Below are 17,860 nucleotides of genomic sequence, written 5' to 3'. Positions count from 1 at the left end.
CACCGACACCTTTTCAGGCATCTGTTTCCCGATTTGGGAGTGCAAAAATAGGGTTCTGCCTTTATTGTACCAAAATTTTTATCGCCAAATCCTGGGTTTTTAGTCCGGTAAACGTTCCATATGATATCCCAGCAATTTCAGCTTCTTAATGATGGTACCTAACTGGTTGTAGAGTTTGTCCTTTCTACGGGAATCGGTACCCAAATGAATGAGCAGAAATGCACCCGAGAGCCCTTTATCCGACTCAAATTCAAACAAATGATTCAGCAGCCAGCGACTACTGCGGTAATTCTTCATTCCCGGCCAGGTATAATCTGCGTTGGTACCCGTGCCAGGCGTAAAATTGATTACAACGGCACCTTCGGACCGGCACCATTCCACTGTCTTTTTATTATACCACTCATAGGGTGAAAGGTACCATCTTCCCGGCTTCTGACCGGTTACCTGGGAAAGTACCCCGATGGCCCGATTAAAATCGGTTCGGAACGAATCCCTGCTTACCAGCAGCGAATCCCTATTCGACCAGTCGGCATATAATAAATGTTTATCGGAATGCGAGCCGACATAATGCCCGTCCTGTACCATCTTTTGGATATAGGGTTGAAATTCGGGATTTCTGAGAAAATCACCCGTCAAAAAGAAATTCCCCTTTACTTTATACTGTTGGAGTGTTTGTAGCACTGTTGCCGCTCCATCAGCATATTCATGTGCTGAAAAAATCAGATAAACATTTTTGCTGGTTCCGCCCAGGCGGATCATTCCGCCTTCGGTATCATAAACAGTATCTTTTGGGACCGCTTCCTGCTGCAGTGCTGATAAATAATAACTCAGCGAAGCAGTGCCGTCCATCGTCGGCTCATTGGTGGCATAGTCCCCGAAATCATCATGATAAACAACCCGATCGGACTGAAAAGGCGCAAACTCATCCGGATGGTATAACTGTATGCCAATAAGTTTATTCCAGATACTTCCATACACCGGCCCGTCAACCAAACCACCCGGTATCTTATAACCATATAAATGGGTAAATGCCGAATGCGGATCCTTCGGTGCCGTTCCCGATGCGGGTAAATCGCAAATCATGGCAGTTCCCCAGGGATTACAGCCAAACAGCCAGTCCCTCAGGGCCGCTTCTTCCTTTATATATGTATTGTCTCCCGTAAGCTGCCGATATAAGTGCATCTGTGTCAGTATACCCACCACCAGATTATTGGAGCACCAGATAAATGGAACGCCATTTAAAAAAGGACTATTTCGCCCCCGGTTGACCACTCGTTGAATGCCCTGTCGCATAAAATCCAGGTATTCGTCTCGGTGCGCACTATCCAGCCGCGCCCCCCAGTAATGCCCCAGATTCACAAAAGGATACCACTGATAATGGCTGGCAGAATCTGCCCCCATCCAGGGCGTTACGGGTTCCTGCCTTGCGTACCGAATGGCAGATTGCAGGTATGCAGGATCACCCGTTAGCTGATATAGACTGAGTGCCGCCAGTTGCATATCATCGACATAATTATCTTCAGCATATATATAAGGCGATTTTACTGAAATCGTCTGTGTATTACCCGGATAGGCTTCCCCAAAAACAAAAGCATCGATGGCTTTCTGACGGAGGCTGCCGGCAAACTCCGGATAATAACCCTGCATCCTTATGGCACCCAAGGCAAATGCAGAGGCAAACTTCCCAGCCGAGGAAGCAACGCCCCGGGTACGGTTTTTATATTTTTCACCCTGGGATTGCCCACTGATAAAATATACCGGTCTTGCCAGTCCCTTACCCGGCGCATAGATAACGCTGTCTCTGGTCGGCAGGCGCATACCGGCATGATCCCGATCATCGGCGATCTGATTGTAATAATTCCCCTTTTCGGGATTCATCTTCACCAACCAGTCCAGGCCCCATTTGGCCTCATCCACTATATCAGGAACCTGATTGCCGCTGGGATTTCCCCAGGCGTCAAAAACATCATCGAATACCTGTGGCTGCTGCATATGGGCAAAAAGCATTTGGTAAGTAGCATTGGCCGAAGTCGGCAGGTACTGTAGATAATCCGAGGCATCATGCCAGCCCCCGGCAACATCCAGTCTGGTAGAATCCAGGGATTTATCCGGATGATAGACAATAAAACCGTCTTCCAGATGGCAACTATCCTTAAGAAACGGGTTGTATTTGCTCCGTTGTTGTCGCATATAATTCAGGATAAAATCGGCAGTACCATCATAAACATGATCATTAATGTCAAATACCGGGGATTTCAGGTCACCTGCCAGCAGATAATAAGTGCCGGCCCGGCTGAATTCCGTAAAATCCAGCCGCCAGCTGGCATGAAACGGTGCATAGGCCCCATAGGCCTTCATCCGTCCATTGCGGTAAACCGTTCGGTGGGTACGCGCATCTTTCAGTTCAAATGACTGGTAAAGCCGGTCAGACTTGCTGACCAGTACCGCGACTTTAACATCCTGAAGCGTATAGCCTAACTGGTTGATCCTGATCCATCCTTCCTGCGCTTTCAGGAAGCTGACATTCATTAAAAACAACAGAACAGGCAGATAATGTTTCATAACGCATCGTTTATTGAAGGTATTTGGCCGACCAAACCGGCAATTTCCTTAATACCATAGTGGCAAACATATTGTTTTTTACCTTTTTCTAAGTAGGTTTGTTGCCAACAAAAAAAGTGCATGGAGCAATACTATAAGGATAAGGTTGTGGTGGTTACCGGCGGAACCGACGGGATCGGACATGCCCTTGTAGATCGCCTACTGGCCCTGGGGGCCAAAGTCGCCACCTGCGGTCGTAACCATGACAAGCTTTATGCACTGCAAACGCAACATCCTTCCAGTCCTTTGCATACACTGGTAACAGATGTAAGCGTTCTGGCTGATTGTGAGCGGTTCATAGAAACAACCCTGAATGTCTTCGGTCGTATTGATATTTTGATCAATAATGCAGGCATCAGCATGCGCAGCCTGTTTAAAGACCTGGAACTGGAAGTCATTGAAAAAATTATGGGTATTAACTTTTTTGGGGCCGTTTACTGTACCAAGCTGGCGCTGCCGGCGCTGATCGCCAGCAAGGGGGCCATTGTCGGAATTTCTTCTATCGCCGGTTATCGGGGACTTCCGGGCCGGACCGGCTATTCTGCCAGTAAATTTGCGCTGCAGGGTTTTCTTGAATCCTTAAAAATTGAATTAGCCGATGATCAGGTTCACGTTATGTGGGTCTCTCCGGGCTTCACTGCTTCAGGGATTCGGGATCATGCCCTGAATGAAAAAGGCCGGCAGCAAAAAGAGAACCCCATGGATGAAGGCAAGATGATGTCGGCGGCGACCTGCGCAGAACACCTGCTGCGCGCCATTATGAAAAAGAAAAGAACCCTGGTATTGACCATGACGGGCAAAGAAACCGTCTTTTTGAACCGGTTCTTTCCGGCCCTGGCAGACAAACTGGTCCACAAATTTTATTTCAGAGACAAAAAACTGATCAAGTAGTAAGGGTCGACAGGAAAAAAAATCAATAAATTGCACCAATAATACGGCAGACTGGCATAAGATTCTAAATGAACTTTGTAACACTTACATCAGATATTGGACATAATGATTACCTGATCGGGGTAATAAAGGCCCAGCTGCTGCAAGCAAATGCCGAACTGCAATTAATTGATATTTCCCACAGCATCGCTCCTTTTAATTTTCCCCAGGCCTCATATGTCTGCCGGGGCGCCTTTAAAAACTTTCCGGAGTTCACCTACCATATCATCCTGGTCAATCTGTTCGACAAAAAGCCCAAGAACCTGCTCCTGGCATTTCACAAGAATCAGTACATTTTCTGTGCAGATAACGGTCTATTGAGTATGATCCTGGAAGAAAAGCCCGATATGGTAATGGGGCTGAAACTGGACAAAAATGCCACCAAGGATACTTTATATTGTACCAAAGTAATCGCCGATACCATTGCCCGCTTATGTGACGGGGTTTCAATTCAGAAGCTGGGCGTACCCGATATCAATTTCGTGGAGAAAAATCCCCTCCTGCCCCTCGAACATCCAAACTATCTGGAGGGTCAGATTATCTTTATCGACAATTTTGAAAATGTAGTGGTAAATATCACCCGCAGCCAATTCGAAGAACAACGGCGCGACCGGTCTTTCAAAATCGTGTTTCTGAGGGATGAAGTCATCAATAAGATCAGCGAATCCTACGCGGATGTACCACAGGGAGAAAAGCTGGCAATTTTCAACAGTGCCGATTACCTGGAAATTGCTGTTAACAAAGGCAATGCTGCCGGATTATTTGGCTTGCAGGGATATTCCGACAAAGCGAGTCACTCTTCTGTTATTATGCAGAACAAACTACTCTATCAGACCGTAAAGATATATTTTGATTAAGGGACTTGCCTTTATCAGGCTTACTGTAAACTATTAAAACGCGGCGGGCTTCAAACGCAGGCCCAGGGTCTCTTCCAGTCCGAAAACCAGGTTCATATTGTGTACGGCCTGACCGCTGGCACCCTTGAGCAAATTATCCAGCGCAGAATGGATGACCAGCTTGTTACCGGCTTTTTCCAAATGTAAGATCGCCTTATTGGTATTGACCACCTGTTTCAGGAATATCGGACTGCGACTCACCTGGGTAAAGGGATGGTCATTGTAAAAGGTTTCAAAAAGGGGAAAAACTTCTTCCAGACTAAGGTCACAGGAAACGGTTGAACTCACGAAGATGCCCCGGGTAAAATCTCCCCGCCAGGGCACAAAACTCAGTTCAAAATCACTGCCGGGTTGCAATTGATTCAGTGACTCCCCTATCTCGCCCAGATGCTGGTGCGTGAGGGTTTTATAAGCCTGGATATTATTGGCCCGCCAACTAAAATGGGAAGTCGCACTCAGTGACTGACCTGCGCCGGTACTGCCTGTAATTCCCGTGGTATAAATCTCTTTCAGCAGCCCTTCTTTGGCCAGCGGCAACAAGCCCAGTTGGATCGTAGTTGCGAAACAACCAGGATTGGCAATATTTTTGGCTGTTTGAATAGCCTGTAAATTCAATTCCGGAAGACCGTAAACAAATTCCCGGTTAATGGCCGTTTGCTGGCGGTCTTTTCTTAAACGAAAATCATTGGCCAGATCGATTATGGTAATGCTTTCGGCGATGACATTCTCCTGTAAGAACTTCGTCGACTCCCCATGGCCCAGACAAAGAAATAAACATTCGATATCCTGTTCGATACGATCCGTAAATTTCAGGTCGGTATCCCCGAGCAGGTCTTTATGAACTTCATAGACAAATTTACCTGCATTGCTCCTGCTATGTATAAAACTAATTGTTGTTTGCGGGTGATTGATGAGTATCCTGATAAGTTCGCCTCCCGTATAACCTGCGCCACCGATAATTCCAACTTTTACCATTACTTATTTTTGATTTAGATGCCCGGCTGTATATTTCCGTATTACACGCAGTAGTATCAGCGTTTCGGGCTACTTAATATTCACTTGCATTTCTGTGATGCACTTCCTCTTTGACCATGTGATAAATGGAAGTCTGGTTCCCAAAGATACGGGTAAAACCTTTGACATCTTCTCCGGTGTAACCAGCGTTCATTTCCCCGTAACTGCCAAAAGCACTGTTCATCAGGTCATAATCACTTTCTATTCCCAGCACCTGAAAGCGATAGGGAAAGAGCTGAATAAAAGCTTTACCGGTAACATTGCGCTGGCTGCTTTCCAGAAATGCTTCCATATCCCGCATCACCGGATCCAGTATCTGTCCCTCATGCATCCAGTTACCATAGAACTGTGCGATCTGATCTTTCCACTGCAGTTGCCATTTGCTCAATACATGCTTTTCGAGTGCATGGTGCCCTTTTAAAATCAGCATGGGTGCTGCAGCTTCAAATCCCACCCGTCCTTTGATTCCGATAATCGTGTCCCCCACGTGAATATCCCGGCCAATGCCGTAAGGACCGGCAATCGACTGCAGGTACTGGATGGCTTCCGAGGGGTGGTCAAAACTTTTATTATTTACTTTTCTCAATTGTCCCTGCTCAAATGTAAGTGCCACTTCCTCTGTGCCTGTCTTTGTTACCTGTGTCGGCCAGGCATCTTCCGGTAACACGCCTTTAGAGCTTAAGGTCTCCCGTCCGCCAACGCTGGTCCCCCAGAGGCCTTTATTGATTGAATAAACCGCTTTTTCAAAATTCATATCAACACCCTTGCTCTTGAGGTATTCGATCTCTGATTCGCGACTTAATTTCAAATCCCTGATAGGTGTTATGATCTCTATTCCCGGGATGACTATATGAAAAACCATATCAAAACGCACCTGGTCGTTTCCTGCACCGGTACTGCCGTGTGCGATAGCCTCGGCCTGGATGCTTTTGGCATACTCGGCGATATGAATCGCCTGGCTCAACCTCTCGGCAGAAACACTGAGCGGATAGGTATTATTTTTCAGGACGTTTCCGTAGATCAGGTATTTTACAATGGAATCATAATAGTTCTTAACCGCATTGACGGTCTTATGCGATTTCACGCCCAGTCGCTTGGCATGGGCTTCAATTTCGGACAGTTCCTGTTCACTGAATCCTCCTGTATTAACCACGATACTATGTACCTCATACCCTTTTTCTTCTGTCAGATACTTGACACAAAAAGAAGTATCCAGACCACCACTAAAACCTAAAACTACTTTCTTACCCATTTTCAATTTTTATTTTAATGAAACAGTGTATTGAATAACATTTTAATCTGGTTGCTGCCCCCACCGTTTTTCTCCTTTCGACGGAAAGATTTCAAAAATTTCCACTGCTTGAAACGCAACAGTCTTTCCAGTCCCGACTTGTTTTCTTCGAAAAAAGCTTTCGTTTCCTCGGGATGATAATGATCCTTGGGATCATACAACATGGCAGTACACATACAATTCTTCCGGTCCTTACTCATCAGGATGTCGTAGTTCACGCAGCTTTTACACCCTGCCCAGAACTCTTCGTCCTGCGTCAACTCGGAATACGTAACCGGCTCATAGCCTAAATCGCTATTGATCTTCATCACTGCCAGACCAGTCGTCAATCCGAAAATTTTCGCATTGGGGTATAGTTTCCTGCTGAGGTCAAAAACGGCTTTTTTTATCTTTTTCGCTACGCCACCTTTTCTGTGGTCGGGCGCAACGATCAGCCCGGAATTCGCGACATATTCGCCATGGCTCCAGGTTTCAATATAACAGAAACCGACCCAGTCACCTTTTTTGGTCAGCGCAATGACCGCCTTGCCTTCATCCACTTTTTTCTCTACGTATTCGGGAGAACGCCTGGCGATGCCGGTACCCCGGGCTGCTGCAGAAGCTGCCATTTCATCGGTGATAATTTTCGCGTATTTTTTATCGTCGGCTACTGCAACTCGAACTATAATTTCCTGATTGTCCACCTGCTTGTATTTGTATGTCTGGGTGCCTGCCCCTATATTGTTGAATCCGGGAGTTTTTCACTGACAGGGACCTCTGGCTTTAGGTGTGGCCTGTCAGCAACGACGGCGCTGAGGACGGGGAGAGAAAATAAACACATCAAAACCAACTGCATAAACACCCGTGGTAATCCCCGGATGAAATACAAAATGTTTTGTATGTTTTAAATAATTGCTCATTGCGAAACAAGTAGTATTTTTAGATTGGCAAAGTTAGTGCAATAATTTAAATTGGAACCATTAAAATTTCTTTAATAAAAAACTTTTTCCTATGCCTGTTGAATCATTACCTGAACAAGCTCCCGGTGTCAAAAAACGAAGTGGCTGTGCGAGATTTCTATGGATTTCCACCCTTTTGGGCCTGCTTTTACTGGGGGGCTATATTTACTGGAAATTTTACTATCCTTTTACGTCGGATGGGGTCAAATCCGGCTATCTCAACTTTGCCGTTCAGAAAGGTCAGCTGTTCAAAACCTATGAGGGCAAACTGATTCAGGAAGGCATCCGGGGTTCGGCTGCCGGCGGGGTCCAGTCCAATGAATTCGAATTCTCCATCATCGATAAAAACGTCTTCGAAATACTGAAACTGAACTCAGGCAAGCGTTTTGACCTGCACTACAAGGAGTACAATGGCGTGTTGCCCTGGCGCGGAAATACCCGTTATATCGTCGACAGCATCATTTCGATGACCGAGGCGCCGCAGGGATCAGGCTTTTAGCAGAAAAATCACCGGTCTTTTATGCAGTGAAGGCTGCTGCTGCTTCCATTGCTGTACGGTCATGGTTTTTATAAACTCCTCCGGCCCGGTAATATCGGCTGCGATACAGATCCGGGTGGCCGGATGGCAGATTTTCAGCAGGGTCTCCAGTAACTGCTGGTTCCGGTAAGGCGTTTCAATAAAAATACGGGTGCTGTTCTGGCGTTTGGAAACCGCTTCCTGCTCCCGGACGGCTTTTTCCCTTTCAAGTTTATCAATGGGCAGATAGCCCAGAAAAGAAAACTGCTGCCCATTCATGCCGCTGGCCATCAGGGCCAGTAAAATAGAACTCGGACCTACCAGCGGCAGCACCCTGGCGCCCAGTTCCTGTGCTTTCGCCACCAGCAGCTGGCCGGGGTCGGCTACACCGGGACAACCTGCTTCACTGATAATACCTATGGTTTTACCCAATTTCAGCCTTTCGGTAAAGGATTGCAGGACTTCGGCTTCTGCCTTACCAATGGCAAACCACTCATAATCATCGATAATGATCTCCCTGTTGAGTTGTTTCAGGTACCTGCGGGCACTGCGCAGGTTTTCCACAAAAAGTACCTGACATTGGGCCACAGCGGCCAGCACGGCGGCGGGCATATCCTGCCGGGGCTGTTCGTGCAAAAAACTGGGAATCAGGTATACATTGCCATTCATAGCTTTCTGACCGGTTTTGTTTTAAACTACGCCCTGCGAAAGCATGGCTTCCGCAACTTTTACAAATCCGCCGATATTAGCGCCTTTCTCATAGCTGATTTGCCCGTGATCGTCTTTTCCGTACCGGGTACAGATCTGATGTATATCAGTCATAATACCCCGAAGTTTATGATCTACTTTTTCGCGGCTCCAGCTGTAGCGCAGCGAATTTTGTGACATTTCCAGTCCGGAAACGGCCACCCCGCCGGCATTGGCCGCCTTACCGGGTGCATAGAGCAGGCCTGCTTTGTTAAAAGCAGTTACTGCTTCCGGAGTACAGGGCATATTCGCACCTTCCGCGACACAGTAGCAGCCGTTTTTAATCAGGGTCTCGGCGTCCTTGAGGTTCAGTTCATTCTGTGTTGCGTTGGGCAGGGCGATATCACCCGCTATTTTCCAGGGTTTTTCTCCTGCATGGAAGGCACATTTGTATTTTTCCGCATATTTCCGGATCCGCCCCCTTTTTTCGTTCTTCAGTACTTTAATAAACTCCAGTTTTTCCTGATCAATGCCGTTAGGATCGTGGATAAATCCTTCAGAATCGGACATGGTCAGTACCCGGGCGCCGTAGCTGATACATTTTTCCGCGGCAAACTGGGCGACATTCCCTGATCCTGAAATCAGAATTTTTTTACCCAGGAGGTTGTCCTCCCTTTCCTTGAGCATGGCCTCCACAAAATACACCAATCCATATCCGGTGGCTTCCGGACGTATCAGACTGCCCCCCCATTCGCAGGCTTTTCCGGTCAGTACCCCGTTAAAAGTGCCGGTAATTCTTTTGTATTGTCCGAACAAATAACCAATTTCCCGTTTTCCTACCCCAATATCTCCGGCAGGTATATCAATATCATCACCCACATGCCGGTAAAGTTCCGTCATAAAGCTTTGGCAGAAACGCATGATCTCCTGATCCGATTTGCCTTTCGGATCAAAATCAGCCCCACCCTTCCCTCCGCCCATCGGCAGCCCTGTCAGACTATTTTTAAACACCTGTTCGAATGCCAGAAATTTCAATACGCTGAGGTTGACGGTAGGATGAAATCGCAGCCCTCCTTTATACGGACCGATCGCACTGTTCATTTGCACCCGAAAACCCCGGTTGACCTGCACTTCACCCCGGTCGTCCTGCCAGGGCACCCTGAATATGACAACTCTTTCAGGTTCTACAATGCGTTCCAGGATTTTCTGTCCCTGAAAAGCAGATTGGGATTCTATATAAGGGATCAGTGATTCTGCGACTTCGGTAACGGCTTGCAAAAATTCAGGCTCTCCAGCGTTTCTTTTGGAAACAACCTCTACAAACTGCTTTAACTTCTTATTCATAGCACTTCAAATACTGGTTATTCGCGGGAAATTACTGAAAGATTCGGGATTCGGGGATCGAATTGAAAAAATTAAGACTAACGAACAGTAATTCGCAGCATCGGCTGAAACGGTTGGATCCGATACAATGGATAGCGGGAAATCCGGCTTTATGAACCGTCAATATTGGGTCTTGCTGCCGTAGGCGAGATCGCCGGCGTCTCCCAGTCCGGGCACAATATAGCCCTTGGCGGTAATTTCATCATCAATATCGCCACACCAGATCTTGGCTTCGGGGACCTCCCGGCTGACATATTCCAGCCCCTCAGTACAGGCAATAGCCGCGGCGATATGAATCAGCCGGGGTTGACCTTCATTTTTTAAAAACTGCACCGTCTTTACCAGCGAGGCGCCGGTAGCCAACATGGGATCCGAGAGAATTAAAATCCGGTTGTTCAGATCGGGGCTGCTGACATATTCCACTTCGATTTCAAAACTACCATCCTTATGGTGTTTGCGATAGGCGGAGATGAAGGCATTATCAGCTTTATCAAAATAATTGAGCAATCCCTGATGCAATGCCAGTCCCGCCCGGAGTATTGTGGCCAGTACCGGCTGTTCGCTGAGCACTTTACTATCAGAAATCCCCAGCGGTGTTTGGGTTTCCTTCATTTCAAACGGCAGCTCCTTGCTGATTTCATAGGCAATTACTTCGCCGATCCGCTCCAGATTCCTGCGGAACCGCATCCGGTCGCCCTGAATGTTCAGATCCCGTAGTTCACTGACCCAGTTACTCATGAGACTATGATCTTTGCTCAGGTTGATAATCATGAAGCTGCGTTTTAATTTGGAACCCGTTTACAATTCTGATTGTTTACTTTTGGCAAACTTAGCAACTTTGCCTCTTTTAATCACTTAAACAGTACATCTTTTAATGATCTATCGTGCAATAGGCATCATGAGCGGAAGCTCACTGGACGGACTGGATATCGCGTATGTAGAATTCCTGGAAAATGGCAGTAACTGGGCCTTTGAAATCCAACAGGCTGAATGTATTCCTTACGACCAAATCTGGATCCATCGACTGCAGGAGGCTACCGGCCTCAATGCCCTTGATTACCAGTTGCTCCACGCCGAGTATGGTCACTATATCGGTGAACAGGTCAACCTGTTTATTACCAAACACCAACTTCAATTTAAGGTGGCACTGGTAGCCTCTCACGGCCATACCACCTTTCATATACCGGCCCGTAAAATGACTGCCCAACTGGGGGATGGCGCCGCGATTGCCGCAGTTACCCAACTGCCTGTAGTATCCGATCTGCGGGCCATGGATATAGCTTTCGGCGGTCAGGGTGCGCCCATTGTTCCCATCGGAGAACAATTGTTACTCAAAGGGTATGATTATTTCTTAAATCTGGGGGGTATTGCCAATATCTCAATAAACGCTACGCCCTATCAGGCTTTTGATATCTGTCCGGCCAACCGGGTACTGAACCTGCTGGCTGCAGATGCGGGCAGGGAATTTGATGATGAAGGCGCTTTGGCCAGAAGCGGTCAGGTCCACCAGGAACTACTCAGCATCCTCAACGAGCAGCCCTATTATCAGACCGTTCCTCCCAAATCCCTGGCCAATGAATTTGGCACCGAGCAGCTCTATCCATTGATCCGGCAGTTCGGATTGTCTACAGAAGACGCCCTGGCGACCTGTTGCGAGCATATCGCCGTCCAGCTGGCCCGCGCTGTCGGTTGGAGGACCAGCGCTGCATCCCCGCAGGCAAAAATGCTGGTAACCGGAGGTGGCGCCTTTAACAATTTCCTGATGGAAAGGATTGCGGAACACCTGCTCCCCTTGCAAATAACGGTGGAAGTCCCGGATCGGCAACTGGTCGCCTATAAGGAAGCCCTTATTATGGCGCTGATTGGCGTATTGCGCTGGCGGGAATCCTATAATACCCTGAGTTCAGTCACCGGCGCCCTCCGGAATAGTGTGGGTGGCGCACTCTGGATGGGACAGGAAGAATAGACTTCGGAAATTTCTGCTGACCAGCCCCTGGTTCCCAAACGCAAACATTATCTTTGAATCATGGAAGTAAACGACGCATTGGTAGATAAACTGGCGCATTTGTCCAAACTGAGTTTTTCTGAAAATGAAAAAGATCAGATCGCTGCCGACCTGAAAAAAATGATCGGTTTTGTGGAAAAACTCAATGAACTGGAACTGGAAGCTGTGGCGCCTCTGATGCATATGAGCGAGGAAATCAATGTATTGCGGGAAGATACCGTCCAGGGATCCATTTCACGTGAAGCGGGTCTGAAAAACGCACCCGCCACCGATGGCCAGTTTATCCTGGTACCCAAAGTGATCAAAAAATAAACCTGAGCCGGCTTAACGCACAGGTTTCATGGAATCCCCACTATAAATTAAATACCGCATCCAACTTTGTCTGGCATTATACATATCGAAAAACTGGAAAAAAGCTACTTTATGGGCCAGCAGGAATTGCGGGTGCTTAAGGGGCTTACACTGGAGATTGCCAGAAATGAATATGTCGCCCTGATGGGCCCTTCCGGCAGCGGTAAAAGCACACTGATGAATATCCTGGGCTGCCTGGATAGTCCGACTGCGGGCACCTATATCCTCAATGGGCAGGATGTAAGCCGGATGGCGGATAATGCCCTGGCAGAAGTCCGGAACCAGGAAATTGGATTTGTGTTTCAGCAATTCAACCTCCTGCAAAGGCAGACGGCCCTGGAGAATGTCACCCTCCCATTGATTTATGCGGGTGTGCCACCGAAAATCCGTACTGAAAAAGCCATGCATATGCTGGAGCGGGTGAACCTGGCCGACCGGAGCCACCACAAACCCAACGAACTCAGCGGCGGGCAATGCCAGCGGGTTGCCATCGCGAGGGCCCTGGTCAATGACCCGGCCATCATACTCGCAGACGAACCCACAGGGAACCTGGACACCAGGACCTCTTACGAGATCATGGATATTTTCGGACAAATACACAATGGCGGCAATACCGTGGTACTGGTCACCCATGAAGAAGACATTGCCCGTCATGCCCACCGCGTCATCCGTTTGCGGGACGGCATGGTGGAAACAGATGAAAAAGTAGCAGATCCCACTGTCATACACAACCCGTCCCAGGCGCAATAGATCTTCAGTCGACAATATTCAAACGATTGTTATTATGGCCTTAAAAATCTATACGAAAACCGGAGATAAGGGGAAGACCGGCCTCATCGGCGGCACCAAAGTATCGAAAGCAGATTTGCGCATCGAAGCTTACGGTACGGTAGATGAATTGAATGCCCAACTGGGCCTCTGCCGGGACCTGCTCCGGGACGCTGCATCCAAAAAAACCCTACTGGAAATCCAACAGTTATTATTTGTAATTGGTGCTGTTTTGGCGACAAGCCCCGGGAAACCGGTAAAAATGCAGCTGCCTGAAATCCGGGAATCCGATTGCAGCCATCTGGAACAGGTGATCGATCAGATAGAGGCCGTTTTGACGCCGATGAAATTTTTTATTTTACCTGGCGGCCATCCGGCTGTTTCCACCTTACATATCGCCCGCTGCGTCTGTCGCCGGGCAGAACGGACCTGCGTCCGACTCGCAGAACAGAGCGAAGTAGCGCCGCTGATCCTGAAATACCTGAACCGGCTGAGCGACTATCTGTTTGTGCTGACCCGATTTACCGCCCAATTGCTGCAGGTCGAAGAAATACCCTGGAAGCCTGATCTTCGGAAATGATCAGACCTGAAAAGTATCCACGGCGATTATTGATCCCGGGAAAAATCCGGGCCGAAACAACTGAAGCGCCTGGCCTTACTCGAACAGCCAGTCCACCTGTCGTTGATTACCGGAAGCAAAGAGGCCCGCATCATAAACCGGCAGGGGTGCATCGGCGTCTATAAAACCCAGTATCAGGGCAACACCTTTCCCCAATTTAAGCTGATGTTTACCTGCAGGAAAATCATAACTGTGTACCTGTAAAGGCGGCAGGTTTTCCGAAACCAGAGCATTAGCGATCTTAGTTTCCGCCTGGCCATAGTCGTTGGCACTGGCGTTGGTCTCCAACTCGGGCTGTTTCATAAAAGTAGTATCTTTTGAAAAGGCGGCTTTCCTGGGTTTAAAGAATCCCACGAGTACTTTTACCGGCCGGGTGCTGGTGAAAGAGATTGCTGTTGCCTGCCTGATTTGCCCGGCAAAGGAAGTCCGGATTGCGCGCAGGCCCGTTAATTCCGGCGCCAACTCCTTCAATACATGGGCACTATCGGTAAATAACCGGGCTCCGGGCCGCAGTGGGTACCATTGATGCGGGCTGTTTACTGTTACCGCAGCATCTTTTAATGGAATAATTTTTTTTCCGATTCCCGGTTTTAATCGTTTCAGCGAATCGATCCTACCGGTAAAAACGGCCAGTTCCTTTTCATAGACAGGCAGGAGTTCCGTCCAGTGTTTGAATTTCCCACCCTGACCACTAATCGGTATTTTTCGGGCGCCTGTTTGCATACTATTGGCATATAAATAAGTGCTGCTGGTCAGCCGGGTCAGCTTTCGGTACCAGTCCAGACTTTGCTGCAACAATTGCCGGGCCGTATCCAGGTCGCTGAGTTCATTCGAATATTTATACCGTAACACTTTAAGCGCAGCTTCGGCTTTTAGTGTAAAATGCCAGGCCAATGCCTGGTAGGCGGTTGCATCATTTTTAAGGCGCCCGAACTCAGACTGATGCCGGCGGATACCTTGTACCTGGCTCAGGAATGCAACAGCCCGGTCGCCTTCCTCACGGACCTCACGAATTACCTGTACCGGGGTCTCTCCTGTATGTTCCAGCCCCTGCCATTCCCGGTCGGCATAAGTCGCCAGCGATTCACCTTCCGGACTCTCAGACTCATACAGCAGGGTAAACAGGCCATAGCGATATGGATTGATGAGTTGCGTCATCTGCATGCCCAGCGTGAGGGTTTGACGATTACCGTCGGTGATGCCAAAGCGCCTTAAAAGCCTGGGAGCGATGGAGCCCATGGCTTCATATCCTTTCAGTATCCGTCCACCCTGGCTGCTGTCTGTACCAAAATGCGCAGCCAGGGTTTCGGACCAGTAGGCCGCTTCTTCATTTTCAGGCCTTTTGGCTTTCCAGGCATAACGACTCCAGGCACGGTACCATAGCCAGTCCCGCTCTATCTGCAACAGCCGTCCGCCACCGGCGATACTGTCTGCTGCATAGGGCCAATCCCAGTAAGAAGCCTGTGGATATAAATGCAGGCCATTACCACCCATCACTTCATGCATACCCTGAACGGATCTTTGAATAAAATCCACCGCACCATAACGAAAAGGCTCCAGGTTGGCCAGTATATGGACATTCTCGATCTGCACACTGCCCAACCGGCTCAGCGACTGATGCAGTTCCGCCCAGGCACCCCGGGGCCGTTCATAAGTCAGTGCTTCCCCATTAAATTTGGCGATCGTGTAAAGGTTCTTGTACAAAGGCAGGGCAGCTTTCATCACGGCCGGCGCATCGGTATCATGTGCCCGGAGCACGAGTGGGGGTTCTTTGGTAATCCCCAGTGATTTCAAGCCATCTTTGACACCCGGGATAATGGTTTTGGTAAACCATGCAATATCATCCGGTCCTACGCCTTCCATGGCTTCGCCCAGGCAGACCATTAAACCGACATTAGGATATTTCTCGACGAATGCCGCAATTGATTGGCGGGTATAATCCGCTATCAGCGGCAGGATGGGTCTTTCCCTTTCCTGGGTTTTAATGCCGTGCTTTTCCGCAAAGGGTTTGGATACGATAATATTGTAGAACATCTGTATCACCCAGATTCCGCGTTTATCAGCCTCCCGGGTCAAAAACCCAAACATTTCTTCATTCTTCTTAAAAGTGGCAGCATCTACTTCCACGGCATAGGGATAATCCTTCAGCCGCACCAGAGAAGCAAAGGGGTGACCATTCCAGAGGTAAAGTGAATTCATCCGATTGGCGACCATGCTGTCCAAAACCTGCGTCCATAAGGCTTTATCATAGAACCAGGGAAAAGTCTCGGGTGTATAGGGATATTCATAGACGGTTCGTCCGGGTAAATAATAAGGCTTCTGCAGCCCGATACACTGGCCCCTTAGAACCATTTCCGGTGCATCAACCACAGACAGCTGCTGTGGCAGTCGCTTGTCCTGTTTGATCCGGTCACAGAGCGCCAGACAGCCATATAATATTCCGGAAGCATCCGACGCCTTTATCCGGATCCGATCGGGTCCTGACTGAAGTCGGTACCCCTCCGGAGGCAGTTGCAGACCGGGGTCTTCCACAAGTTCTATGGACTGTTGCTTAGGGTCTGTTTTCCCCGCGTCACCCTTCGTCACCAGGTAGCCCGTCGCCTTCAAACGCTGCATCAATTGTTCCGCGCCGTACTGTACTCTGGCCGGAGCTGCCGATGGCAATTGTATATGGACCCGCTGTTGTGCGAAAACCTCGCCGCTGGTCCAAACAATCAATACCAATAATGCTGACTTTATCCAATATTCCACCATCCTGAATGTAGATTAATATTTAACCGTATCGATAGTTACTCCGCCCGATTCACTGCTTTGATAGGCTGCTTCCACACAAATCATTGTTTGAAAGGCATCTTCAATATTATTTTCCGGTGTTTCAATCTGCCCTGAGCGGGCCAGCAGCATCTGCTGCATGGTACCGATAAAAGCATGTGGAAACCAACTGCCTTCGATGTCACGGGTCACCCACTGACCGGAATTTTCCCCATGACGCAATACATACTCAAATCGATCCGGCACGCCATGCGGGTAATCAATCAGCGCACCAAAACCTATGCGGACCGCTCCGTTCGTTCCTTCCAGTTTGACATAAGATTGCTGATGGCTGTAACCATAGTCGTGATTATGGTTGGTATGAATCGTAGCCCTCAAAAAATCACCATAATCCAGAATCATGGTGGTACGTACGGAAGCCAGTTGTGCCGCTAAAGGATGTTTAAAACTTCGGGCATAGATCCGCTGGGGATTACCCAGAAAGGAACGCACCAGATCCACATAATGGATGCTGTGATAATTGATTTCCATTCTGGGCTTAGAAAACAGAAAATCCCATAAATGCCAGGGCGTATGTACATTCACATAAACTTCCAGATCCGTAAGGGTACCGAGGTCTCCGGCATTAATAATTTTTTTCGCTTCCAGGATAAACGGCGCAAAACGCATCTGAAAATTAACGCCGGCCCGTATCTGCTTCCGCAGTACCAGCTCGCGAATCGCCGCTGCTTCCTGCAGGCTTTCTCCCAAAGGCTTCTGAATGAGTACCGTCGCCCCTTCAGGTAATAGTTCTAGTACCGGCAGAATCTGCGAAGCCGGCAGGGCAAAATCATATACCACCTCATTGCCATTGGCAGCTACCATAGCTTCCAGGGAGTCGTAGACTTCGGGTATGGAAAACCTTTCCGCCAATGCGGCCGCTTTTTCCCGGTTCCTGTTCGTAATCCCTTTTACACGGAAACCAGCGATCTGATAAGCAGGCAGATGGGCATCGGCAACAATGGCGCCTGCGCCGATTATACAAATGGGTATCTGATTAATTAATGAGTCCATACTGCAGAATTTTTAAATCATGTCGTTCATCCTAC

16 protein-coding genes are annotated in these 17,860 nt (G+C 48.4%); 7 read left to right on the top strand and 9 right to left on the bottom strand.

What is annotated here, in order from left to right:
- Positions 1–99 precede the first annotated feature (99 nt).
- Positions 100–2,562, bottom strand: coding sequence for a glycoside hydrolase family 9 protein (locus ACYVI9_RS04850; protein WP_460761415.1), 2,463 nt, complete (start codon positions 2,560–2,562; stop codon positions 100–102).
- Between the two features lie 120 nt (positions 2,563–2,682).
- On the opposite strand from ACYVI9_RS04850, the gene ACYVI9_RS04845 reads away from it, so the two are divergent.
- The gene (locus ACYVI9_RS04845; protein WP_460761413.1) at positions 2,683–3,492 is read left to right on the top strand and encodes an SDR family oxidoreductase; all 810 of its coding nucleotides are present in this window, start codon (positions 2,683–2,685) and stop codon (positions 3,490–3,492) included.
- A gap of 68 nt (positions 3,493–3,560) precedes the next feature.
- Complete coding sequence (locus ACYVI9_RS04840; protein WP_460761411.1) at positions 3,561–4,388, top strand: SAM hydrolase/SAM-dependent halogenase family protein; 828 nt, start codon at positions 3,561–3,563, stop codon at positions 4,386–4,388.
- A gap of 33 nt (positions 4,389–4,421) precedes the next feature.
- Here ACYVI9_RS04840 and argC read toward each other — a convergent pair whose 3' ends face one another.
- The 3 genes from argC to ACYVI9_RS04825 form a co-directional block, all read right to left on the bottom strand.
- A complete protein-coding gene (argC, locus tag ACYVI9_RS04835) occupies positions 4,422–5,402 on the bottom strand; it encodes an N-acetyl-gamma-glutamyl-phosphate reductase (RefSeq protein WP_460761409.1) in 981 nt (326 codons plus the stop codon).
- Positions 5,403–5,475: 73 nt separating this feature from the next.
- Positions 5,476–6,693: an argininosuccinate synthase gene (gene argG / locus ACYVI9_RS04830; RefSeq protein WP_460761406.1), complete on the bottom strand. Its 1,218-nt coding sequence runs from the start codon at positions 6,691–6,693 to the stop codon at positions 5,476–5,478.
- Positions 6,694–6,707: 14 nt separating this feature from the next.
- On the bottom strand, positions 6,708–7,415 hold the full coding sequence (locus ACYVI9_RS04825) for a GNAT family N-acetyltransferase (protein WP_460761403.1): 708 nt from the start codon (positions 7,413–7,415) through the stop codon (positions 6,708–6,710).
- A 307-nt stretch (positions 7,416–7,722) separates the two neighbouring features.
- On the opposite strand from ACYVI9_RS04825, the gene ACYVI9_RS04820 reads away from it, so the two are divergent.
- Complete coding sequence (locus ACYVI9_RS04820) at positions 7,723–8,169, top strand: hypothetical protein (RefSeq protein WP_460761400.1); 447 nt, start codon at positions 7,723–7,725, stop codon at positions 8,167–8,169.
- On the opposite strand, the gene ACYVI9_RS04815 is transcribed toward ACYVI9_RS04820, so the two are convergent.
- The 3 genes from ACYVI9_RS04815 to upp form a co-directional block, all read right to left on the bottom strand.
- Positions 8,158–8,856 carry an SAM-dependent methyltransferase gene (locus tag ACYVI9_RS04815; protein ID WP_460761397.1) on the bottom strand — a complete coding sequence of 233 codons (699 nt, stop codon included), beginning with the start codon at positions 8,854–8,856 and terminating at the stop codon, positions 8,158–8,160. The two genes, ACYVI9_RS04820 and ACYVI9_RS04815, sit on opposite strands and share 12 nt — an antisense overlap.
- 21 nt (positions 8,857–8,877) lie before the next feature.
- On the bottom strand, positions 8,878–10,218 hold the full coding sequence (gdhA, locus tag ACYVI9_RS04810) for an NADP-specific glutamate dehydrogenase (RefSeq protein WP_460761394.1): 1,341 nt from the start codon (positions 10,216–10,218) through the stop codon (positions 8,878–8,880).
- 159 nt (positions 10,219–10,377) lie between these two features.
- Positions 10,378–11,028: a uracil phosphoribosyltransferase gene (gene upp, locus ACYVI9_RS04805; protein ID WP_460761392.1), complete on the bottom strand. Its 651-nt coding sequence runs from the start codon at positions 11,026–11,028 to the stop codon at positions 10,378–10,380.
- Between the two features lie 103 nt (positions 11,029–11,131).
- On the opposite strand from upp, the gene ACYVI9_RS04800 reads away from it, so the two are divergent.
- From ACYVI9_RS04800 to ACYVI9_RS04785, 4 genes are all read left to right on the top strand, one after another.
- A complete protein-coding gene (locus ACYVI9_RS04800) occupies positions 11,132–12,223 on the top strand; it encodes an anhydro-N-acetylmuramic acid kinase (protein WP_460761389.1) in 1,092 nt (363 codons plus the stop codon).
- A 60-nt stretch (positions 12,224–12,283) separates the two neighbouring features.
- Positions 12,284–12,574 (top strand): Asp-tRNA(Asn)/Glu-tRNA(Gln) amidotransferase subunit GatC, encoded by a 291-nt coding sequence (gene gatC / locus ACYVI9_RS04795; RefSeq protein ID WP_460761387.1) that lies wholly within the window; start codon positions 12,284–12,286, stop codon positions 12,572–12,574.
- A gap of 66 nt (positions 12,575–12,640) precedes the next feature.
- Positions 12,641–13,363: an ABC transporter ATP-binding protein gene (locus ACYVI9_RS04790; protein WP_460761384.1), complete on the top strand. Its 723-nt coding sequence runs from the start codon at positions 12,641–12,643 to the stop codon at positions 13,361–13,363.
- 34 nt (positions 13,364–13,397) lie between these two features.
- Positions 13,398–13,961, top strand: coding sequence for a cob(I)yrinic acid a,c-diamide adenosyltransferase (locus ACYVI9_RS04785; protein ID WP_460761381.1), 564 nt, complete (start codon positions 13,398–13,400; stop codon positions 13,959–13,961).
- A gap of 75 nt (positions 13,962–14,036) precedes the next feature.
- Here ACYVI9_RS04785 and ACYVI9_RS04780 read toward each other — a convergent pair whose 3' ends face one another.
- Positions 14,037–16,754, bottom strand: coding sequence for an alpha-d-galacturonidase (locus tag ACYVI9_RS04780; RefSeq protein ID WP_460761378.1), 2,718 nt, complete (start codon positions 16,752–16,754; stop codon positions 14,037–14,039).
- Between the two features lie 12 nt (positions 16,755–16,766).
- Positions 16,767–17,825 carry a Gfo/Idh/MocA family protein gene (locus tag ACYVI9_RS04775; RefSeq protein ID WP_460761375.1) on the bottom strand — a complete coding sequence of 353 codons (1,059 nt, stop codon included), beginning with the start codon at positions 17,823–17,825 and terminating at the stop codon, positions 16,767–16,769.
- Between the last annotated feature and the right edge of the window lie 35 nt (positions 17,826–17,860).

This window comes from Niabella terrae, from assembly GCF_054783135.1.
The sequence above is the reverse complement of the archived record's forward strand: the minus strand, read 5'-3'. Positions and strand labels throughout refer to the sequence as shown.